Source organism: Pseudomonas sp. RSB 5.4, assembly GCF_037126175.1.
Taxonomy (GTDB): Bacteria; Pseudomonadota; Gammaproteobacteria; order Pseudomonadales; family Pseudomonadaceae; genus Aquipseudomonas; species Aquipseudomonas fluorescens_H.
Window position 1 is genome coordinate 44071 of record NZ_CP146986.1, and the last position, 20031, is coordinate 64101.

A 20031-nucleotide genomic window follows, 5' to 3' on the forward strand; every position below is an offset into this window, starting at 1 on the left:
TCGAAACATGAACCTGACTGAACCCCGCGAGCTGGCGCCCCTGCTTGAAGCCTTTCTGTTGGCCTCGGGAAAGCCGCAATCGCTTGAACGCCTTTTCGAACTGTTCGATGAAGGCGAGCGCCCTGAACCGCCGGTCTTCAAGAAAGCCCTGAGCCTGCTGGCCAAGTCCTGCGAAGGCCGCGCGTTCGAGCTCAAGGAAGTCGCCTCCGGCTACCGCTTGCAGATCCGCGAGAAGTTTTCACCGTGGGTCGGCCGTCTGTGGGAAGAGCGCCCGCAGCGCTACTCCCGTGCGCTGCTGGAAACCATGGCGCTGATCGCCTATCGTCAGCCGATCACTCGCGGCGAGATCGAAGACGTGCGGGGCGTGGCGGTCAACAGCAACATCGTCAAGACGCTGATCGAGCGCGAGTGGATCCGCATCGTCGGGTACCGTGACGTGCCGGGCAAACCGGCGATGTTCGCCACCACCAAGGCGTTTCTCGATCACTTCAACCTGAAAAACCTCGAAGACCTGCCGCCGCTCGCCGAACTGCGCGAGATGGAAACCGATCCGGTGCTCGAGTTCGACGACGCACCGGTGCCGCAGAGCCTGCAGGAACTGGCCGATGCCAGCGCCGAGCCGGAAGAACAGAAGGAAGAAACCAGTTTCCACACGCTGTTGCTGGAACTGGACAGCATGGAGGAGGGGATCAAAACCGACTTCGACGATCTGTTGCGGGATGCCGCGGATGGCGAAGCGCAGCCGCCTGAGCCTGAAACCGAGACCGCCGAGCCGGCGATTGAAGTTGAACTTGAGACCGAGCCTGAAGCCGAACCGGAAGAGGACATTCTTGGCGTTGCCGAAGCCCGGGAAAAGCTCCTGGCCGCCGTCGCCGCCCTCGAACAACCGGCGCCAGAGCCTGAACTGAGCGAAGAAGAAGCCGAGGCCCGCGCGCTGGCGGAAGCCATCGAGGCCGAACGCCGCGAGTTCGAGGACTGACCCGGTTTTCAGGATCACTGGTCAACCCCTGTGGGAGCGGGCTTGCTCGCGAATGCGGTGTGTCAGACATTCATGTATTGCCTGACACACTGCATTCGCGAGCAAGCCCGCTCCCACAGGGTCAAGTGTCGTTCTGGAGTATTCGATGAGTTCCACCAAAGACCCCTGCATCAGTCTCTGCAAATTCACCGACGACATCTGCCTCGGCTGTGGCCGCAGCAAGCGCGAAATCCGCGCCTGGAAGAAACTCGACAAGGACGACAAGCGCACGGTGCTGGCCGAAGCCGCGCTGCGCCTGATCAAACTTGGTGGCGCCGGTCGGCGGAAAAAGAAATAAGTAGCAAACCATCAGCTAGTCTCTGATGCGCGATGGCGCACATCCGCGTATGATTCGCGACCCTTCGGCGATCCCTTCGCCCGAAAACCAGATTTCAATGCTTCAGGCGCCGCCTGAACAGACCACACCGGGAGGTGCCCAGATGAGTGACATCAATCAGAAAGACGACCAGGAAATCGGCCCAGCAGGCGAAAAGTTGCAGAAAGTCCTCGCCCGTATCGGCGTCGGCTCGCGCCGTGACGTCGAAGCCTGGATCAGCCAGGGCCGGATCAAGGTCAATGGCAAAGACGCCACCCTCGGCCTGCGTGTCGATATGCACGACGCGATCACCATCGATGGCAAGGTGATCAAGCGCGAAGAGGCTGCCGAGTCGGTACGCCGCGTGATCATGTACAACAAGCCCGATGGCGAAATCTGCACCCGTGACGACCCGGAAGGCCGTCCGACCGTGTTCGACAAGCTGCCGCGTCCGAAAGAAGGTCGCTGGATCAACATCGGTCGTCTCGACATCAACACCACCGGTCTGCTGATGTTCACCACCGATGGTGAGCTGGCCAACCGTCTGATGCACCCGTCCTACGAGATGGACCGTGAGTACGCCGTGCGCGTACGCGGTGAAGTCGACGACGAAATGATCGAGCGCCTGAAGGCGGGCGTGGTGCTGGAAGACGGTCCGGCGCGTTTCACCGATATTCAACAGGCACCGGGCGGCGAAGGCTTCAACCACTGGTATCACTGCGTGGTGATGGAAGGTCGTAACCGTGAGGTTCGTCGTCTGTGGGAATCCCAGGGCCTGGTGGTCAGCCGTTTGAAGCGCGTGCGTTTCGGTCCGGTGTTCCTCAACTCCGACCTGCCGATGGGCCGCTGGCGCGAAATGAGCCAGTACGAAGTCGACGTGCTCAGCGCCGAAGTCGGTTTGACCCCGGTGGCGATGCCGCAACTCAACGCCAAGAGCAAGGACAAGCTGGAGCGTATGCAGCGCAAATCGTCGCGGCCGATGGCCAAGACCGAGCGCGTGCGTACCCTGCGTCCAGCCGCTGGCGCGCCGACCGGTCCCCGTCCTAGCCGTGAGCCGCAGATCGAAGGTGAGCGTCCGGGGCGCAAGCCAGTGGCCCGTGATGGCGAGCGCGCACCGCGTCCGGCCAACGGTCGCACTGAGCGTGGCGAAGGTCGTGCGCCGGCCGGTCGCGGTACGCCGGTGGCGGATCGTCCTGCCGACACCACCAACAAGCGTCCGGCCAAGCCTGCGCCGAAGCGTCCGGGGATCAAGCTGGTCGACGGCGACAAGCCGTCGGGCAAGCGTCGTGGTGCTCCGGCCGGTTCCGGTCAGCGTCCGGGTTTCGGTCGCAAGAAGCCGGAATAAAGCAGTTGTGAGCTTTGAGCGGCAAGCTTCGAGCTAAAGCAAAAACGCCAACCGCAGGGTTGGCGTTTTTTTTCGTCTGGCGAAAGGTATGTAGCGTCTGAGCTGGCCTCTTCGCGGGCAAGCCCGCTCCCACAGTGGATCTGCGTCGTACACAAATCCTATTGTGGGAGCGGGCTTGCTCGCGAAGAGGCCAGTGGCTCAATAGAGAAAAATCAGGCTAGAACACAAACCGCCCATCAAACACCGGCTTGTCATCCAGCGCCAACACCCCGCCAGAGAAGATCAGGTCCAGGTGATGACTGCCCTTGGCCCCACCGCCCAGTCCCAGATGCAACCCACAATGCCGCTCTTCGAACCCGGCATTGCGCGCATACAGATCTTTCACCCCTTCATTGGTACCAATCCCCAATTCCTCGATGCGTCGGTTTGACGGGTTGGCGTCCAGGTACTTGTTGAAGTCGTGTTCCAGCCCCGGCACATCGGTGGCGATACGGCTGATGGTCGAGTTCTCGATCCACAGTTCCAGCGGCGACTCCAGCACGCCGTACTTGCGCGCAAACGGGATGGTGCTGAGGAACGTACCCTTGAATTTCACATGACCATTGATGGCTTCGCTGTGGGTGGCGATTTCGCCGGGGGCCAGGTCGAAGTTGCCGACGCCGTTGATGTCGGTCCACTTCTTGATGCTGCTCAGCGGCGTTTCGAACCGCGAGCCATGCTCATCGGTGAAGCTCAGCGTGGTGGCCTGGGACATGCGCTGGATCAAGTGGCTGTTGAGCCCGGCGATGCGCTGCGGGGTGACGCTGAAGGTGTCGTAGAAATAGTCGCCGTAATCCTTGAACAGCAGCGACTTCTTCCAGTTTTCCGCCATCACGCCTTGCAGGGCGCGCACGAACTCCGGGCCGTCGGGGCGCGGGTTGGGCAGGGTGGAAGAGTCGTAGAAGAAAATGTACAGATCGCTGTCGGCGATAGCTGCAGTCAGCGTGGCGGTGGATTCCAGATCCAGGCGGCGCGCGCTGAAGTTGAATTTCGGGTGGTCGCCGGCCTGTTCGGCGATGGCGCCGGTCAGGGCTTCGTAATCGGCGGTGTGGCCGAGCAGTACCTTCGCCGAGTCGAGACCGGCAAGGGCAGGGTGATGTTCGAGGTAGTAAAGGAAATGCGAGATCGCGCGGGGCTTATCCATGAGTCCTCCCTGACTGACCGTGAAAAAAGCGGCAGGCACGACCGGCCGGATCGTGCCTGCCCGGGATGTCTTACAGAGGCCACATCGCCGTGCCGAACGGAACCACCGCGTCGGCTTGCATCATTTCCACGGCCGCCTCATGGGTCGGTGCTTCAAACCATTCGTCCAGTTGCAGTTCGGTATCCAAGTCTTTTTCCAGTGCTTGCATGGTCGATCTCCTAGATGACTTTCACGGTTGTGACTGGCCGGTCGAGTTGGCCGGCAAGACGTGAAGAACCTAGTTCAGGGTGTTTTGTAATGCAAAAAATTATTTATTTAAAATTTAAATAAACTTTTTATTCTGTTTTTAAACGACGGTTTTCTTATTTGAAAACAAAAAACTAAACGGCAACTTTCATTAGCAAGCTTGCTACCGTCAATTTGCAGACGTCCTACAGAATTTTCCGAAATGGAAAATCTGCGTTACGCATCGTAAAGAAAAGTTTACGAAAACTCCGGTAAACCCCAGTGGATTTACCCCCTTGCCGACGCTGTAAGGAAAACCTGCCGAAGCCCGGCCACAAAGGCATCACGCAAGGCTCTGGCGCGCTTGTTTCAGCATCGTTTGCAGGGTGAGATGCGCCTCATGCCTGTCGTGCAGGTGCATAACAAGAAGGAGGCGCAATGAACGCCGTGATTGATCTTCACTTCTCTCCGTGGGGCGGTTTTTCGCTCGTCCCCGTCGATGGCCTGCAAAGGCCTGACTCAATTTTTGCAGCCGCCCGAGTCTCTCGAGGCGGACCCACGCAATCCCGGCAAGCGCCACGCTGATCCAGCGGGGTCTGGCAGCAGGGGGTTAGCGGTGTACAATGCGCCGCGTTTTAACTGTGACCCTCTGCGTAATCGCGCAAACCTCAAGGCCATCCGCCTTGTTCACTCCGCCGCGCCACAAGCGTGTCGGGTTCGATTTCGTCACAGATAAAAACAAACAGGTGACGCATGACCGTTGTAAATAAGCTGAACTCCTGGTGCCTGCGCTGGGGTTTGATCGGGGCTGCCTGAAATCGCAACCTTGCAGCAACGTCTACTGAACATCATCAAACCTTGCGTGAGACCTTTTTCATGAGTGGACAACCCTCGCAATCAGGCGAGCTGAAACGCGGCCTGAAAAATCGCCACATTCAACTGATCGCCCTCGGTGGCGCGATCGGTACCGGATTGTTCCTCGGCTCGGCCGGGGTCCTGAAATCCGCCGGCCCGTCGATGATCCTCGGCTACGCCATCTGCGGCTTCATCGCCTTCATGATCATGCGCCAGCTCGGCGAGATGATCGTCGAAGAGCCGGTGGCCGGTTCCTTCAGTCATTTTGCGCACAAGTACTGGGGCGGCTTCGCCGGTTTCCTGTCGGGCTGGAACTGCTGGATTCTGTACATTCTGGTGGGCATGTCGGAGCTGACGGCGGTCGGCAAGTACATCCACTACTGGGCGCCGGACATCCCGACCTGGGTCACCGCCGCTGCATTCTTCGTGCTGATCAATGCGATCAACCTGGCCAACGTCAAGGTCTTCGGTGAAGCCGAATTCTGGTTCGCGATCATCAAGGTCGTGGCGATCGTCGGCATGATCGCGCTGGGCAGCTACCTGCTGGTCAGTGGCCATGGCGGCCCGCAGGCCTCGGTCAGCAACCTGTGGTCGCACGGCGGGTTCTTCCCCAACGGCGTCAGCGGTCTGGTGATGGCGATGGCGATCATCATGTTCTCCTTCGGCGGTCTGGAAATGCTCGGTTTCACCGCCGCTGAAGCGGACAAGCCGAAAACCGTGATCCCGAAAGCGATCAATCAGGTGATCTACCGCATCCTGATTTTCTACATCGGTGCACTGGTGATCCTGCTGTCGCTGACTCCATGGGACAGCCTGCTGGCGACCCTCAATGCGTCTGGCGACTCCTACAGCGGCAGCCCGTTCGTGCAGGTGTTCTCGATGCTCGGCAGCAATACCGCCGCGCACATCCTCAACTTCGTGGTGCTGACCGCGGCACTGTCGGTGTACAACAGCGGCACCTACTGCAACAGCCGCATGCTGCTGGGCATGGCCGAGCAGGGCGATGCGCCGAAAGGCCTGGCGAAGATCGACAAGCGCGGCGTGCCGGTGCGTTCGATCCTGGCTTCGGCGGCGGTCACTCTGGTGGCGGTGTTGCTCAACTACCTGATCCCGCAACAGGCGCTGGAACTGCTGATGTCGCTGGTGGTTGCAACCCTGGTGATCAACTGGGCGATGATCAGTTTCTCGCACTTCAAGTTCCGCCAGCACATGAACAAGACGCAGCAGACGCCACTGTTCAAGGCGCTGTGGTATCCGTACGGCAACTACGTTTGCCTGGCGTTCGTGGTGTTCATCCTCGGTGTGATGCTGCTGATCCCGGGCATCCAGATCTCGGTGTACGCGATTCCGGTGTGGGTCGTGTTCATGTGGGTCTGCTACGTGATCAAGAACAAGCGTGGAGCGCAGCAGGCGCTGCACGCGGCCAGCGCTTCGAAGTAAGCGCTGACGCAAAAAACGACAAACCCGGCCAATGTGCCGGGTTTGTCGTTTCTGGGGTTTACACAATCCCTTGTAGGAGTGAGCCTGCTCGCGATAGCGGTGTATCAGTCGACGCATATTTATCTGACTTACCGCTATCGCGAGCAGGCTCCCTCCTACAGGGGGATCGGAGGTTCGGACAGTTTCGCGGTATCCTGCACCCTCTGAATACGGACGCTTTTCCATGCTGGTGATTTCCAACAACGTGCATCTGCCGGATGCCGAGATCGAACTGACGGCCATCCGCGCGCAAGGCGCCGGTGGGCAGAACGTCAACAAGGTCTCCAGTGCCGTGCACCTGCGTTTCGACATTCCGGCCTCGTCCTTGCCCGAGTTCTACAAGGAGCGGCTGTTGGCGCTGCGTGACAGTCGCATCACCAGTGATGGCGTGCTGATCATCAAGGCTCAGCAATACCGCACGCAGGAAGCCAACCGTGCCGATGCGCTGGAGCGTCTGACCGAGCTGATCCTCAGCGCCACCAAGGTCGAAAAGAAGCGCCGCCCGACCAAGCCGACCCTTGGCTCGAAGAAGCGCCGGCTCGAATCCAAGACCAAGCGTGGCAGCATCAAGGCCGGCCGTGGCAAGGTGGATTTTTGAAGGTTGGCGTCTTGGAATTATTCCATTTCCTCAGGAGCGGGCATTGTATCCACTACGCACTTCTCAACTAAAATCAATTCCCGGATATTGAACGGCTCTCTTATAACTAATCGGTCTACCAGACTGTCACATCTGACAGGTGTGCCGCATTGCTGTTACACGTTTACTGAGCTCTCTTTCTATTGATTGAGCAAAAGCAAATGAATAACTTAAATAATGTGCGTGGCGCTCCTGATACTGATTTTGGTGTGCGCGGCGAGGTCGTTTTATATGGAGAGCGAGGTCAGAGGCTTCAAGCTCGAGTCGTCACTCTTCTCTCAAGTCCGAACAGGATTCTCTGCGGCGCAACTGACGAGGAGCGGCAAGAAACTTACCTGTGCATGCTTGATGAGGAAGGACGTATCGACAAAAGTTTCGGAAATGCGGGTAGTGTTGTTTTTAAACTCTCGGAGTTTTTTCCTGGGTGGGATTCGCCGCAGCCATATAGCGTGAAGTTTGATAGTGGCAAGTATGTGTTGGGATTCTTCGCTCGTAAAAACGGCTTTAATCGTGCTACCGGCCTGGCTCGATTCGATTTGAATGGGAAACTTGATGAAGGGTTTGGCAGCAAAGGAGTGATGTTGTGGAGTCCAGATCTGAAAGATGTTGTTCCTTCAAGTTCTGATGTTCCAAAGGTGAAGCAGCCTCTGACGGATAAGGGCCGCGACTACCACGGAACTTTGGAATTACTGGACGATGGCGGCGTTTTGCTTCTGACCACGCTTGATGACAGAGGACTTTTCTATAGAGCGTTTCTGGTCAAGTTAAAAAATAACGGTAGTTTGGACGAAACGTTCGGTGATGGCGGGTACCGATTGGTTTTCCGAGGTCCATCTGTTTTAGTCATAGGACAGGATATGTTTCGCCAAGGTAATGGTTATGTTGTCGCCGCGTCAGACGGTCTACGTGATAAACGTTGGTTTGTTGGCCGGTATGATGCTCGTGGTAATCTTGACTCCAGTTTTGGGGCCGGAGGTTATTATGATGGAGTACCTTCGGTTAAAAGTGTGATTCTGAAACATGACGATAAGTTTTATATTGTAGGTACTTCGGATAATGGAGTTCCGCAGTATCTGTATCTCCAGCTTCAACGTCGCGGGCTGAATGGCGAGGAAGATCCACTTTTTGGCAAGCAAGGATGGGGCGAATATATCAATGATGATTTCAGCGATATCTATATGACGAAAGCAGCCCTCTATAATTTGAAGTCAACCGTTGTGGTAGCAGGCTATGCTTATTTGCGTGGAGGGTCGGATAGCCAGGCATTTATTGCCAGTCTTGAACAAGACATGGGGTGGGATGAGGGGTTTGGTGATGTTGGAAAGGTTTTATTTCCAAAAGACCAGATTATTCACGATCTCGCGGTCCAGGAGGATCGAAAAATTGTATTTGTTTCCAGTAGAAATAGAGGGAGCGGCAGCTTCGCCATCTTCCGTCGGCATGGTTAGCGTATAAAAGCTGCAGTTGTTTATTGGCCATTCGGAATCAGCTGAATGGCCAATATTGGGCGATTAATGAAAGTGGTGTTTTGCTGTGATGCGGTACAAATACACACTCAGGATCAAGCCGCTCAGTGAGGCGATAGCGGCAAACAGAAAGATCGAAGCAAAACCGAAACCCGCCGCAATCGCCCCGGCCAATGGTCCGGTGATCCCCAGCGACAAATCGATGAACAACGAATACGCGCCGACCGCCGCACCACGGCTGGACGCTGGCACCAGATTTACCGCTTCCACGCCCAGCGCCGGGAACACCAGCGAGAAACCGAAGCCGCTCAACGCCGCCCCGGCCAGCGCCCAATGTGCATCCGGCGCCAGCCACAGCAGCAACAGGCCGAGGGTTTCCACCGACAGGCAGGCAATCGCTACGCGGAAGCCGCCGAGACGGTTGATCAGGTTGCCGAACAACAGTCGCGCGCCGATGAAGCTGGCGCCGAACAGGCTCAGGCACAACACCGCGTTGTCCCAGTGCCGGGTGGCGTAATACAGGGTGATGAAGGTGGCGATGGTGCCGAATCCGATCGAGCCCAGCGCCAGACCGCAGCCGTGCGGGAACACGCGACCGAGCACATGCATGAACGGCAGACGCTCACCGGCGACAATCGGCGCAGCGGTTTTCGGCCACGCCAGCAGCAGGCCCAGTGCCGCCAGCAGGATGATGCTGACGCCCATGCTCCACAGCCCCAACTGGCCGACCAGCCACACGCCGAACGGCGCACCCACCGCCAGCGCGCCGTAACTGGCGATGCCATTCCACGAGATCACTTTGGCGGTGTTCGCCGCACCGACGCGACCGATGCCCCAGCCGATCGAACCGGAGCCGACCAGACTTTCCGCGCTGCCTAACACCAGTCGGCCGATCAACAGGCTGATCAGACTGAGCATCGGCAGGTTCGGTGTCCACGCCGAAATCAGCATGAACACACCGCTCAAGCCGCAGCCAGCGAGGCCATACATCACCGCACGTTTGCTGCCCTGGTTGTCGATGATCTTGCCGGCGTACGGACGGCTGAGCAGGGTGGCGAGGTATTGCACGCTGATCACCAGCCCCGCGATCACCGCGCCGAAGCCCAGGTCGCTGTGGACATAGCCCGGCAACACCGCGAGCGGAATGCCGATGTTCAGGTAGCCGATGAAGGTGAAGAGGACGATGGAAACGACTTGCAGCGTGACCGCCAGGGGACGCTGGGGTTCTGACATAGAGGACGACATGAGTAACGATCCACGGCAAAGCAGGATTAGATAGGCTGCTTATGATACCGGCGCGAACGAGTCAGGGGCGGGGAAAAGTAAAACTATTTGCCGGGCGGGTGGCTTCAGGGTTTGGCCGGGGCGACCAGTTGTGTAGTGACCAGTGCGGCGAGGGCGTTTTCTTCGCTGCCGAAACGGGCGAGCAGGGCGGCCTGTTTTTCCGGGGAGAGGCGGTTCCAGATCTCGATCATTTTCTCGGTGGCGCCGATCAGGACGGCAGCTTGGCTTTCAGAGAATTCGTCGGTCATGGCGGGCTCGGTTTCAGGCAGTGTGGAAAGCGCATCTTAGCGCTTTCCACACGGTCTGTACGGCGGGTTTTACTCTTCGCTGTCGGCCTGGCGGCTCTCAACGGCTTCTTTCGGCTCGGGCTGTTGGGCGCCGGCTTGTTGCGTGGTCGTCTGCTCAGGTACGTGCAGGCTTGGGAAGGGGAGATTAGGAATCTCGTGCATGGTTGCGCTCCTCGCTAAGTCTGTTGATAGATCTGGTAGATCCGCGCTTCTTGAAAGCCTGCGCAGGATACAGCAGGAAAAATGACAATCAGACTTTTAATTCAAAATAATGCGACAGATGGCCGCAGGGCGCGCAAAAACAACTGTGGGAGCGAGCTTGCTCGCGAAATCGGTGTATCAGTCAACATATCTGTCGAATGACACTCCGTATTCGCGAGCAAGCTCGCTCCCACAGGGGTTTGTGTAGCTGGATCTACTTGCTGACGTCGGCGATGGCTTGTGCCAGCAGCGCCAGGCGCGTGGCATCGATTCCGGCGACGTTGGCCCGGCCCGAGCTGACCATGTACACGCTGTGATGCTCACGCAGTTGTTTCACCTGCTCCGGCGACAGGCCGGTGTAGGAGAACATTCCGCGCTGGACGCCAATGTGCGCAAAGCGCTCTCGCAGGCCGTGCGGTTCCAGTGCTTCGACCAGGCCGCTGCGCAATTGGGCGATGCGCAAGCGCATGGCTTCCACTTCATCGGCCCAGCGGCTTTTCAGCTCCGGGTCGGCGAGGATGGTCGCGACCACTGCCGCACCGTGATCCGGTGGGGTCGACCACAGGTTGCGGGCGATGTTGGCCAGTTGGCTGCGGATGTCGATCAGCTTGTCGGCGGTTTTTGCACAGACAATCAATGCACCGGTACGGTCGCGGTACAGGCCGAAGTTCTTCGAGCAGGAACTGGTGATCAGCAGCTCGGGAACCTCGGCGGCGAACAACCGGGTCGACCACGCGTCCTGCTCCAGACCATCGCCAAAACCCTGGTAGGCAAAGTCGATCAGCGGCAGCAGGTCACGGCGGCGCACCACGTCGAGCACGCGCTGCCAGTCGTCATGATTCAGGTCGAAACCGGTCGGGTTGTGGCAGCACGCATGCAGCAGCACCACGTCGCCGTGCGGCACTTCGTTGAGCACGGCGAGCATCGCATCGACGTCGAGGCGGTTGTCGCTGCCCACGTACGGGTAGTGACTGACCTTGACCCCGGCCGCAGCGAAAATGGTTTCGTGGATCGGCCAGGTCGGGTTGCTCAGCCATACGCCCTTGCCCGGCAGGCACTGGGCGATGAAGTCGGCCGCCAGACGCAGCGCGCCGGTGCCGCCCGGGGTCTGAGTGGCGCCGGCGCGCTGTTCGGCGATCAGCTTCGAGTCGGCGCCAAGCACCAGCTCATTGATGACCTTGCCGAACAGCGGATTGCCGTGACCACCGATGTAGGTCTTGGTGTCCTGGCTTTCGACCAGTCGCGCCTCGGCGATTTTCACCGCCTCGGGGATCGGCGTCAGGCCCTGGGCATCCTTGTAGACGCCAACGCCCAAGTCGAACTTGCGCGGGTTAGTGTCCTGCGCATAGGCATCCATCAAACCGAGGATCGGGTCGCCGGGTACCCGGCCGATGGCGTCGAAGTGCATTACTTGCGTCCTTCTGCGGTCTTGGCCACTTCGTCAGTGCGCGCGGCCATGATGAAGTCGTTGCGGTGCAGCCCCTTGATCGAGTGGCTCCACCAGGTCACGGTGACTTTGCCCCACTCGGTCAGCAGGCCCGGGTGGTGACCTTCGGCTTCGGAGATTTCGCCGACGGCGTTGGTGAACGCCAGCGCATGCTTGAAGTTCTTGAACAGGAAGACCTTCTCCAGCTGCATGATGCTGTCGCGAACTTCGATGTTCCAGTCCGGGATCTGCTTGATCAGGATCGGCAGTTCTTCGTCGCTGACTTGTGGCGCATCGGCACGGCACGCTTCGCAGTGGGCTTGGTTCAAAGTGGACATGGTGTGATTCCTGAAATCGAGTGTGTTTTTTTTATAGAAGCTATCGGCCCGTCAATGCCGTCACGCTAAACCAAAGTGACGGCGACTGACAGACTCAATTGTCAGCAAAAGACGCGGATCACGCGGCTTTCGGTTTTGGCGGAAACTTCGGAGCATGCAACCCCTGCTGCATGGCTTGCTTGACCATGGCCATGATGTCTTCATGGGCGACGTCGAACAGGCGCTTGAGGTTCGGCAAGACAAAGTACAGCGGCTGCAAAATATCGATGCGATACGGCGTGCGCATCGCTTCCAGCGGATCGAAGGCTTGATGTTCGGGTTCGTCCGACAGCGAGTAAACGGTTTCTTTTGGCGAGGACAGGATGCCGCCGCCGTAGATGCGTTTGCCTTGCGGGGTGTCGACCAGGCCGAACTCGATGGTCATCCAGTACAGACGCGCCAGATATACGCGCTCTTCCTTGGTGGCCTGCAGGCCGAGCTTGCCGTAGGTGTGGGTGAATTCGGCGAACCATGGGTTGGTCAGCAGCGGGCAGTGGCCGAAGATCTCGTGAAAAATGTCCGGCTCTTGCAGGTAGTCCAGTTCTTCGCGGGTACGAATGAACGTGGCCACCGGAAACTGTTTGCTGGCGAGCAATTCGAAGAACGTCTGGAAGGGGATCAGTGCCGGGACGCGGGCAACCTGCCAACCGGTGGTCTCACCGAGCACCTTGTTGATCTCGCCCAGCTGCGGAATGCGGTCGTGGGGCAGACCGAGTTTTTCGATACCGTCCAGGTACTCCTGGCAGGCCCGACCCTCGATCACTTTCAGCTGGCGAGTGATCAGCGTGTTCCACACCGCGTGTTCTTCGGCGGGGTAGTCGATAAAACCTTGCGCATCGGGCTCGCGGGCCACGTACTGCGTCTGCTTCATACTGCTCTCCTGCTAGGGGAATTCGTTCTTGTTATGTCCAGCGATGGGCTCAGGATTACCCGAGTGCGGGGTTGGATGCAGCAGGCTGAGCGCGTTCTTTGTAGGAAGAATCGCTGCATTTCGTAAATAAATCGTTACGCTTTGGCCGGTATCTCGCATTTGCGGTGATTTGCAGGTTTGAAAAGGGCTGTGGCTGTCACATAATCTTGACAACTATCTGCGCGCCTCGACAGAAAAGTCAGGCCAAACCGCAGCGCAAATCTCTTGTGGGAGCGGGCTTGCTCGCGAAAGCGGTGTGTCAGCTGAATGAATGGCGACTGACACACCGTCTTCGCGAGCAAGCCCGCTCCCACAGGGATTGTGTTCAACCCCTCATCCTTGTCGGGCCTCTTTATATGCGTATCAAAGTTCACTGCCAGAACCGCATCGGCATCCTGCGCGACATCCTCAACCTGCTGGTGGAGTACGGGATCAACGTTGCACGCGGCGAGGTCGGCGGCGAGCACGGCAACGCGATCTATCTGCACTGCCCGAACCTGATCAACATCCAGTTCCAGGCGCTGCGGCCGAAGTTCGAGGCGATTGCCGGGGTGTTTGGGGTCAAGCGCGTCGGGCTGATGCCCAGCGAGCGTCGGCACATGGAGTTGAACGCGTTGCTCGGCGCGCTGGAATTCCCGGTGCTATCGATCGACATGGGCGGCTCGATCGTCGCCGCCAACCGCGCGGCGGCGCAGTTGCTCGGGGTGCGAGTGGACGAGGTGCCGGGGATTCCGCTGTCGCGCTATGCCGAGGATTTCGATTTGCCGGAACTGGTGCGCGCCAACAAGTCGCGAATCAACGGCATGCGGGTCAAGGTCAAGGGCGACATCTTCCTCGCCGACATCGCGCCGCTGCAATCGGAGCATGACGACAGTGAAGCCATGGCCGGTGCGGTGCTGACCTTGCACCGCGCCGACCGCGTTGGTGAGCGTATCTATAACGTGCGCAAGCAGGAACTGCGCGGCTTCGACAGTATCTTCCAGAGCTCGAAAGTGATGGCCGCTGTCGTGCGTGAGGCGCGGCGCATGGCGCCGCTGGATGCGCCGCTATTGATAGAAGGCGAAACCGGCACCGGTAAAGAGTTGCTGGCCCGCGCCTGTCACCTCGCCAGCCCGCGCGGACAGTCGCCGCTGATGGCGCTCAATTGCGCCGGGCTGCCGGAGTCGATGGCCGAGACCGAGCTGTTCGGCTATGGCCCCGGCGCGTTCGAAGGTGCGCGCGCCGAAGGCAAGCTCGGCCTGTTGGAGCTGACGGCGGGCGGTACGCTGTTCCTCGATGGCGTCGGGGAGATGAGCCCGCGCTTGCAGGTGAAGCTGCTGCGCTTTCTGCAGGACGGCTGCTTCCGCCGGGTCGGCAGTGATGAAGAGGTGTATCTGGACGTGCGAGTGATCTGCGCGACCCAGGTCGACTTGTCCGAATTGTGCGCGCGCGGCGAGTTTCGTCAGGATCTGTATCACCGCTTGAACGTGCTTTCGCTGCACATCCCGCCGCTGCGCGAATGCCTCGACGGTCTGACCCCGTTGGTCGAGCACTTCCTCGATCAGGCCAGTCGGCAGATCGGCTGTTCGCTGCCGAAACTGGCGCCGGCGGCGATGGATCGGCTCAGTCATTACCACTGGCCGGGCAACGTGCGGCAGCTGGAAAACGTGCTGTTTCAGGCGGTTTCGCTGTGCGAGGGTGGCACGGTCAAGGTCGAACACATTCGCCTGCCGGATTACGGCGTGCGTCAGCCGCTTGGCGATTTCTCGCTGGAGGGTGGGCTGGACGAGATCGTCGGACGCTTCGAGAAAGCGGTGCTGGAACGCCTGTATTCCGAACACCCGAGCAGTCGGCAACTGGGCAAGCGGTTGGGGGTTTCGCATACAACCATTGCTAATAAGCTGCGCGAGTATGAGGTCGGTAAAGACCCCGAGAGTTGACAGCAACACTGTGGTGAGAAGAGCTTTTGTGGTGAGGGGATTTATCCCCGATCGGCTGCGCAGCAGTCGCAAAACCTGTAAACGAGGTCGTCCTGAAAGAAAAGCGGGGCGGCTTCGCCACCCATCGGGGATAAATCCCCTCGCCACAGGTTTTATTTCCATCTGCAACAATCGGGATTGCCGCCTAGCGGCATAACACCGCCGGTTTTTCGACTTCGATACATTTCCAATTTCCCCGCAAACCCCCTCAAGTCCTTTGTTTACCGGGCCGCAAGCCGCCAGAAAAAAGTTGGTCTGCAAATTGCTTATGGCTCAGCAGTACAGCGGTGGGCGGCAAACGTCCGGCATGCAGAGGAAAGAGTGTGGACAAGTACCTTTATGTGGCAATGACCGGCGCCAGTCAGAACGCACTGGCGCAAAAGGCGCATGCCAACAACCTGGCGAACATCTCCACCAATGGTTTTCAGCGCGACCTGGAGCAGGCGCGTTCGATGCCGGTGTTCGGTGACAGCTTTCCGGCGCGTGCGTTTGCCATGAGCGAACGGCCCGCCACTGATTTCACCGCCGGTTCGCTGGTGCAGACCGGGCGTGACCTCGACGTCGCCGTGACCGGCAACGGTTTCATTGCCGTGCAGAACCCCAACGGCGGCGAAAGCTACGTGCGCACCGGCAGCCTCAACATCGACGCCCTCGGCGTATTGCGCGCCGGCAACGGCATGCCGGTATTGGGCAACGGCGGTCCGATCGCCGTGCCGCCGGAGCAGCAGGTCGAAGTCGGTGAAGACGGCACCATCAGTATTCGTGCGATGGGCGAAGGCCCGCGCGTCATGGCGGAAGTCGACCGGATCAAACTGGTCAACCCGGACATCAAGAACCTCAACAAGGGCCTCGATGGCTCGATCTACACCAAGGACGGCCAGCCTGCGCCGGCCGATGCCAACGTCAAACTGGTGTCGGGTTTCCTTGAGTCGAGCAACGTCAATGCCGTGGAAGAAATGACCTCGGTGCTGGCCCTGGCCAAGCAGTTCGAGTTGCACGTCAAGATGATGAACACCGCCAAAGACGACGACCAGGCCATGGCTCGGGTCTTGCAGATCAGCTAATTATCAGAACGTCGCGCCGTAAAACAGGCGCACGAGGAGAATCGAATGCTTCCGGCTCTATGGGTTGCCAAAACCGGTCTGTCCGCCCAGGACACCAACCTGACCACCATTTCCAACAACCTGGCGAACGTCTCGACCACGGGTTTCAAACGTGACCGTGCCGAATTCCAGGACCTGCTGTATCAGATCAAGCGTCAGCCAGGCGCTCAGTCGACCCAGGACAGCGAACTGCCGTCGGGTCTGCAACTGGGTACCGGTGTGCGCATCGTCGGCACGCAGAAAAACTTCACCGCCGGCAGCCTGCAAACCACCGAGCAGCCGCTGGACATGGCCATCGACGGTCGCGGTTTCTTCCAGATCCTGCAGCCGGACGGCACCACGTCCTACACCCGTGACGGTACTTTCCACCTCGACTCCAATGGCCAGATCGTCAACGCCAGCGGTTTCGCCCTGGAGCCGGCCATCGTCATCCCGAACAACGCGCAGAGCTTCACCGTCGGCACCGACGGCACCGTGTCGATCACAGTGCCAGGCAACCCGGCCGCTCAGGTGATCGGCAACCTGCAAACCGCCGACTTCATCAACCCGGCCGGTCTGCAAGCGGTGGGCAACAACCTGTTCCTCGAAACCGCTGCTTCCGGCGCGCCGCAAATCGGCACCCCGGGCCTGAACGGTTTCGGTACCACGCTGCAGAACACCCTGGAAGGTTCCAACGTCAGCACCGTTGAAGAGATGGTCAACATGATCACCACTCAGCGCGCTTACGAGATGAACTCCAAGGTGATCTCCACCGCCGACCAGATGCTCTCGTTCGTAACGCAGAATCTGTAATCAGTCTATGAGGCGGCCATGAGGCCGCCTGCAACACCGTGAGGTAAGGGTCATGAAACGCTTCGTATCTGTTCTGGCATTGGGTGGGGTCGTCTCGCTCGCGGGCTGCGTCGCTCCGCCGCCAAAGCCCAATGACCCTTACTACGCCCCGGTATTGCCGCGTACGCCGTTGCCGGCTGCAGCCAACAACGGCTCGATCTATCAGGCCGGCTTCGAGCAGAACCTGTACAGCGACCGCAAGGCGTTCCGGGTCGGTGACATCATCACCATCACCCTGAACGAGAAGACTCAGGCCAGCAAGAACGCCAACTCCCAAGTGGCCAAGAACAGCAAGACCGGCATCGGCCTGACCTCGCTGTTCGGCGGCAGTGGCACCACCAACAACCCGTTGGGTGGCAATGACCTGAGTCTGGACGTTGGCTACAGCGGCGACCGTGCAACCAAGGGTGACAGCAAGGCGGCGCAGGGCAACACCCTGACCGGTTCGATCACCGTGACCGTGGCCGACGTGCTGCCCAACGGCATCATCGCCGTGCGCGGCGAGAAGTGGATGACCCTCAACACCGGCGACGAGCTGGTGCGGATCGCCGGTCTTGTGCGTGCCGATGACATCGCCACCGACAACACCGTGTCGTCGACCCGTGTCGCCGATGCGCGCATCACCTACTCGGGCACCGGTTCGTTTGCCGATGCGAGTCAGCCAGGCTGGTTCGACCGTTTCTTCCTCAGCCCGCTGTTCCCTTTCTAGGTGGCGACTTTGAACTTCAAACACCTGATGCTGGCTGCGGCATTGATGTCCGCAGCCTTTGGTGCCCACGCCGAGCGGCTGAAAGATATCGCCAGCATTTCCGGCGTGCGCTCCAACCAATTGATCGGTTACGGCCTGGTGGTCGGGCTTAACGGCACCGGCGACCAGACGACGCAAACCCCGTTCACCCTGCAGACCTTCAACAACATGCTCTCGCAGTTCGGCATCAAGGTGCCGCCGGGATCGGGCAACGTGCAGTTGAAAAACGTCGCGGCGGTGTCGGTGAGTGCCGATCTGCCGGCGTTCGCCAAACCGGGGCAGCAGGTCGATATCACCGTGTCTTCCATCGGTAACTCCAAGAGCCTGCGCGGCGGCACCCTGTTGCTGACCCCGCTCAAGGGTATCGACGGCAACGTCTACGCCATCGCTCAGGGCAACCTGGTGGTCGGCGGTTTCGATGCTGAAGGTCGCGACGGTTCGAAGATCACCGTCAACGTTCCGTCGGCCGGTCGCATCCCGGGCGGTGCGTCGGTGGAGCGTTCGGTGCCGAGCGGGTTCAACCAGGGCAACAGCCTGACGCTGAACCTCAACCGTTCCGACTTCACCACCGCCAAGCGCATCGTCGACAAGATCAACGACATGCTCGGCCCTGGCGTGGCACAAGCCATCGACGGCGGTTCGATTCGTGTGACGGCGCCGCTCGATCCGAGCCAGCGCGTCGACTACCTGTCGATCCTCGAAAACCTCGAAGTCGACCCGGGTCAGGCGGTGGCGAAAGTCATCATCAACTCGCGTACCGGCACCATCGTCATCGGCCAGAACGTGAAAGTCTCGCCGGCCGCCGTGACCCACGGCAGCCTGACCGTGACCATCACCGAAGACCCGATCGTCAGCCAGCCGGGCCCATTGTCCAATGGGCAGACGGCCGTTGTGCCGCGCTCGCGGGTCAACGCCCAGCAAGAAGCCAAACCGATGTTCAAATTCGGCCCGGGTACCACCCTCGACGAAATCGTGCGTGCGGTAAACCAGGTTGGCGCGGCACCGGGTGACCTGATGGCAATCCTTGAAGCACTGAAGCAGGCCGGCGCGTTGCAAGCCGACCTGATCGTGATCTGAGGACGGCGACCATGGATATGCGCAAAGGCAGTCTGGCGGGCACTGGCGATTCGGGTTCGTACTCCGACCTCAATCGTCTGAACCAGCTCAAGGTCGGCGACAAGAACAGCGATGCGAACATGCGCAAAGTGGCGCAGGAATTCGAATCGCTGTTCCTCGGCGAAATGCTCAAGTCGATGCGTTCGGCCACCGAGGCATTGGGTAAAGACAACCCGATGAACACCCCGGCGGCCAAGCAATATCAGGAAATGTACGACCAGCAACTGGCGGTGTCGCTGTCTCGCGAGGGCGGCGGTATCGGTCTGGCCGACGTGCTGATGAAGCAGATGTCGAAGAACAAGCCAATGGCGCCGGGTGAGGCTGCGGCCGCGTCCGCTGCCAAGCAGGAAGCGGCGAAAGCCGCTGCGGTGCAGACGCCGATTGCTGCCGGCACTACCGGCACCGGCCCGCTGTCACGGCTCAATGGCGAGCGCCCGTTGTGGGCCTCGCGTTCGTTGCATGCGCCGAACACTCAATTGGCCCACGCCAACGACATGGAAATGATCAACAAGCGTCGTCTGGCTCTGCCGCCGAAACTGGCTGATCGTTTGCTTGCCGGTCTGGTGCCTTCCGCTACGCCGACTGCCGCCAATGCGTTGCCGCAACGCACCACGACCACGGCCGCCACCGGCGCCGGCCCGCTGTACAACGGCGACTGGCTGAGCCGTGCCGAAGACGCCAAGGCGTCCGGCGGGCAGATGCAGATTTACGGTCGGGCAATGGCGCAGATTCCGCTGGCACCGGCCAAGCGCGCCTTCAGCTCCGCCGACGAATTCGTCAACACCATGCTGCCGATGGCCAAAGAAGCCGCCGCGCGTATTGGCGTCGATCCGCGCTACCTGGTGGCGCAAGCCGCACTGGAAACCGGTTGGGGCAAATCGGTCATGCGCGCCCAGGATGGCAGCAGCAGTCACAACCTGTTCGGCATCAAGGCCAGCAGCAACTGGACCGGCGATTCGGCCCGGGCAATCACCAGCGAGTTCCGCAACGGGCAGATGGTCAAGGAGACGGCGCAGTTCCGTTCCTATGCCTCGTACAAGGACAGTTTCCACGATCTGGTGACTTTGCTGCAGACCAACAATCGCTATCAAGATGTGGTGAAGTCGGCCGATAACCCAGAACAGTTTGTACGCGAGTTGCAAAAGGCCGGTTACGCGACCGACCCGAACTACGCGACGAAGATTTCGCAGATAGCCAAGCAGATGAACAGTTTTGAAAACTATGCTGCGGCCGGCGTTTCCACCCAGCCTTTTTAAGGCACAAGGT

At 59.5% G+C, this 20031-nt stretch carries 20 protein-coding genes; 12 read left to right on the top strand and 8 right to left on the bottom strand.

The features are described 5' to 3' along the window. The first annotated feature begins 7 nt into the window (after positions 1–7). From scpB to rluB, 3 genes are all read left to right on the top strand, one after another. Positions 8–979, top strand: a complete 972-nt coding sequence (scpB, locus tag V9L13_RS00170; RefSeq protein ID WP_338801118.1) for an SMC-Scp complex subunit ScpB — start codon at positions 8–10, stop codon at positions 977–979. A gap of 145 nt (positions 980–1124) precedes the next feature. Then, positions 1125–1316, top strand: a complete 192-nt coding sequence (locus tag V9L13_RS00175) for a DUF1289 domain-containing protein (protein WP_003222773.1) — start codon at positions 1125–1127, stop codon at positions 1314–1316. 142 nt (positions 1317–1458) lie between these two features. Beyond that, entirely contained in the window at positions 1459–2679 is a 1221-nt protein-coding gene (gene rluB, locus V9L13_RS00180) for a 23S rRNA pseudouridine(2605) synthase RluB (RefSeq protein WP_003222775.1), read from the top strand. Between the two features lie 217 nt (positions 2680–2896). On the opposite strand, the gene V9L13_RS00185 is transcribed toward rluB, so the two are convergent. Continuing rightward, positions 2897–3862 carry a hypothetical protein gene (locus V9L13_RS00185; RefSeq protein ID WP_003222777.1) on the bottom strand — a complete coding sequence of 322 codons (966 nt, stop codon included), beginning with the start codon at positions 3860–3862 and terminating at the stop codon, positions 2897–2899. A 70-nt stretch (positions 3863–3932) separates the two neighbouring features. Continuing rightward, positions 3933–4070, bottom strand: coding sequence for a hypothetical protein (locus V9L13_RS00190; RefSeq protein ID WP_003222780.1), 138 nt, complete (start codon positions 4068–4070; stop codon positions 3933–3935). 893 nt (positions 4071–4963) lie between these two features. On the opposite strand from V9L13_RS00190, the gene V9L13_RS00195 reads away from it, so the two are divergent. From V9L13_RS00195 to V9L13_RS00205, 3 genes are all read left to right on the top strand, one after another. Next, positions 4964–6382: an amino acid permease gene (locus tag V9L13_RS00195; RefSeq protein WP_103522224.1), complete on the top strand. Its 1419-nt coding sequence runs from the start codon at positions 4964–4966 to the stop codon at positions 6380–6382. A gap of 223 nt (positions 6383–6605) precedes the next feature. After that, positions 6606–7019: an alternative ribosome rescue aminoacyl-tRNA hydrolase ArfB gene (gene arfB / locus V9L13_RS00200; RefSeq protein WP_003222786.1), complete on the top strand. Its 414-nt coding sequence runs from the start codon at positions 6606–6608 to the stop codon at positions 7017–7019. A gap of 200 nt (positions 7020–7219) precedes the next feature. Further along, the gene (locus tag V9L13_RS00205) at positions 7220–8506 is read left to right on the top strand and encodes a hypothetical protein (protein ID WP_338801121.1); all 1287 of its coding nucleotides are present in this window, start codon (positions 7220–7222) and stop codon (positions 8504–8506) included. Between the two features lie 63 nt (positions 8507–8569). Here the strand turns inward: V9L13_RS00205 and V9L13_RS00210 are convergent, their stop codons facing one another. The 6 genes from V9L13_RS00210 to phhA form a co-directional block, all read right to left on the bottom strand. Then, a complete protein-coding gene (locus V9L13_RS00210) occupies positions 8570–9757 on the bottom strand; it encodes an MFS transporter (RefSeq protein ID WP_338801122.1) in 1188 nt (395 codons plus the stop codon). A gap of 116 nt (positions 9758–9873) precedes the next feature. Next, positions 9874–10056, bottom strand: a complete 183-nt coding sequence (locus V9L13_RS00215) for a hypothetical protein (RefSeq protein WP_003222790.1) — start codon at positions 10054–10056, stop codon at positions 9874–9876. A 69-nt stretch (positions 10057–10125) separates the two neighbouring features. Next, entirely contained in the window at positions 10126–10257 is a 132-nt protein-coding gene (locus tag V9L13_RS00220; RefSeq protein ID WP_256214475.1) for a hypothetical protein, read from the bottom strand. A gap of 253 nt (positions 10258–10510) precedes the next feature. Continuing rightward, on the bottom strand, positions 10511–11704 hold the full coding sequence (locus tag V9L13_RS00225; RefSeq protein ID WP_338801123.1) for an amino acid aminotransferase: 1194 nt from the start codon (positions 11702–11704) through the stop codon (positions 10511–10513). Beyond that, positions 11704–12060, bottom strand: coding sequence for a 4a-hydroxytetrahydrobiopterin dehydratase (locus V9L13_RS00230; RefSeq protein ID WP_003222798.1), 357 nt, complete (start codon positions 12058–12060; stop codon positions 11704–11706). Before V9L13_RS00230 ends, V9L13_RS00225 begins: the two co-directional genes overlap by 1 nt. Before the next feature lie 118 nt (positions 12061–12178). Further along, complete coding sequence (phhA, locus tag V9L13_RS00235) at positions 12179–12970, bottom strand: phenylalanine 4-monooxygenase (RefSeq protein WP_338801124.1); 792 nt, start codon at positions 12968–12970, stop codon at positions 12179–12181. Positions 12971–13365: 395 nt separating this feature from the next. On the opposite strand from phhA, the gene V9L13_RS00240 reads away from it, so the two are divergent. The 6 genes from V9L13_RS00240 to flgJ all read left to right on the top strand — a co-directional run bounded on the left by V9L13_RS00240 (position 13366) and on the right by flgJ (position 20021). Then, positions 13366–14928 carry a sigma-54-dependent phenylalanine hydroxylase transcriptional regulator PhhR gene (locus V9L13_RS00240; RefSeq protein ID WP_027613959.1) on the top strand — a complete coding sequence of 521 codons (1563 nt, stop codon included), beginning with the start codon at positions 13366–13368 and terminating at the stop codon, positions 14926–14928. A 362-nt stretch (positions 14929–15290) separates the two neighbouring features. Beyond that, complete coding sequence (locus V9L13_RS00245) at positions 15291–16031, top strand: flagellar basal body rod protein FlgF (protein WP_007965507.1); 741 nt, start codon at positions 15291–15293, stop codon at positions 16029–16031. Positions 16032–16076: 45 nt separating this feature from the next. Beyond that, positions 16077–16862, top strand: a complete 786-nt coding sequence (flgG, locus tag V9L13_RS00250; RefSeq protein ID WP_003222804.1) for a flagellar basal-body rod protein FlgG — start codon at positions 16077–16079, stop codon at positions 16860–16862. Between the two features lie 52 nt (positions 16863–16914). Next, a complete protein-coding gene (gene flgH, locus V9L13_RS00255) occupies positions 16915–17610 on the top strand; it encodes a flagellar basal body L-ring protein FlgH (protein ID WP_103521185.1) in 696 nt (231 codons plus the stop codon). A 27-nt stretch (positions 17611–17637) separates the two neighbouring features. Then, positions 17638–18726, top strand: a complete 1089-nt coding sequence (locus tag V9L13_RS00260; RefSeq protein WP_080593281.1) for a flagellar basal body P-ring protein FlgI — start codon at positions 17638–17640, stop codon at positions 18724–18726. A gap of 11 nt (positions 18727–18737) precedes the next feature. Next, positions 18738–20021, top strand: coding sequence for a flagellar assembly peptidoglycan hydrolase FlgJ (gene flgJ / locus V9L13_RS00265; RefSeq protein ID WP_338801126.1), 1284 nt, complete (start codon positions 18738–18740; stop codon positions 20019–20021). The last annotated feature ends 10 nt before the right edge of the window (positions 20022–20031 follow it).

Bases quoted from the DNA above. Each gene is read 5' to 3' on its own strand.
- V9L13_RS00215 (WP_003222790.1), bottom strand. From the start codon at position 10,056: ATGACCGACGAATTCTCTGAAAGCCAAGCTGCCGTCCTGATCGGCGCC.
- flgH (WP_103521185.1), top strand. From the start codon at position 16,915: ATGAAACGCTTCGTATCTGTTCTGGCATTGGGTGGGGTCGTCTCGCTC.
- V9L13_RS00225 (WP_338801123.1), bottom strand. From the start codon at position 11,704: ATGCACTTCGACGCCATCGGCCGGGTACCCGGCGACCCGATCCTCGGT.
- phhA (WP_338801124.1), bottom strand. From the start codon at position 12,970: ATGAAGCAGACGCAGTACGTGGCCCGCGAGCCCGATGCGCAAGGTTTT.
- V9L13_RS00175 (WP_003222773.1), top strand. From the start codon at position 1,125: ATGAGTTCCACCAAAGACCCCTGCATCAGTCTCTGCAAATTCACCGAC.
- V9L13_RS00220 (WP_256214475.1), bottom strand. From the start codon at position 10,257: ATGCACGAGATTCCTAATCTCCCCTTCCCAAGCCTGCACGTACCTGAG.
- V9L13_RS00185 (WP_003222777.1), bottom strand. From the start codon at position 3,862: ATGGATAAGCCCCGCGCGATCTCGCATTTCCTTTACTACCTCGAACAT.
- rluB (WP_003222775.1), top strand. From the start codon at position 1,459: ATGAGTGACATCAATCAGAAAGACGACCAGGAAATCGGCCCAGCAGGC.
- V9L13_RS00260 (WP_080593281.1), top strand. From the start codon at position 17,638: ATGCTGGCTGCGGCATTGATGTCCGCAGCCTTTGGTGCCCACGCCGAG.
- V9L13_RS00205 (WP_338801121.1), top strand. From the start codon at position 7,220: ATGAATAACTTAAATAATGTGCGTGGCGCTCCTGATACTGATTTTGGT.
- V9L13_RS00190 (WP_003222780.1), bottom strand. From the start codon at position 4,070: ATGCAAGCACTGGAAAAAGACTTGGATACCGAACTGCAACTGGACGAA.
- scpB (WP_338801118.1), top strand. From the start codon at position 8: ATGAACCTGACTGAACCCCGCGAGCTGGCGCCCCTGCTTGAAGCCTTT.
- V9L13_RS00210 (WP_338801122.1), bottom strand. From the start codon at position 9,757: ATGTCAGAACCCCAGCGTCCCCTGGCGGTCACGCTGCAAGTCGTTTCC.
- arfB (WP_003222786.1), top strand. From the start codon at position 6,606: ATGCTGGTGATTTCCAACAACGTGCATCTGCCGGATGCCGAGATCGAA.
- flgJ (WP_338801126.1), top strand. From the start codon at position 18,738: ATGGATATGCGCAAAGGCAGTCTGGCGGGCACTGGCGATTCGGGTTCG.
- V9L13_RS00240 (WP_027613959.1), top strand. From the start codon at position 13,366: ATGCGTATCAAAGTTCACTGCCAGAACCGCATCGGCATCCTGCGCGAC.
- V9L13_RS00195 (WP_103522224.1), top strand. From the start codon at position 4,964: ATGAGTGGACAACCCTCGCAATCAGGCGAGCTGAAACGCGGCCTGAAA.
- flgG (WP_003222804.1), top strand. From the start codon at position 16,077: ATGCTTCCGGCTCTATGGGTTGCCAAAACCGGTCTGTCCGCCCAGGAC.
- V9L13_RS00230 (WP_003222798.1), bottom strand. From the start codon at position 12,060: ATGTCCACTTTGAACCAAGCCCACTGCGAAGCGTGCCGTGCCGATGCG.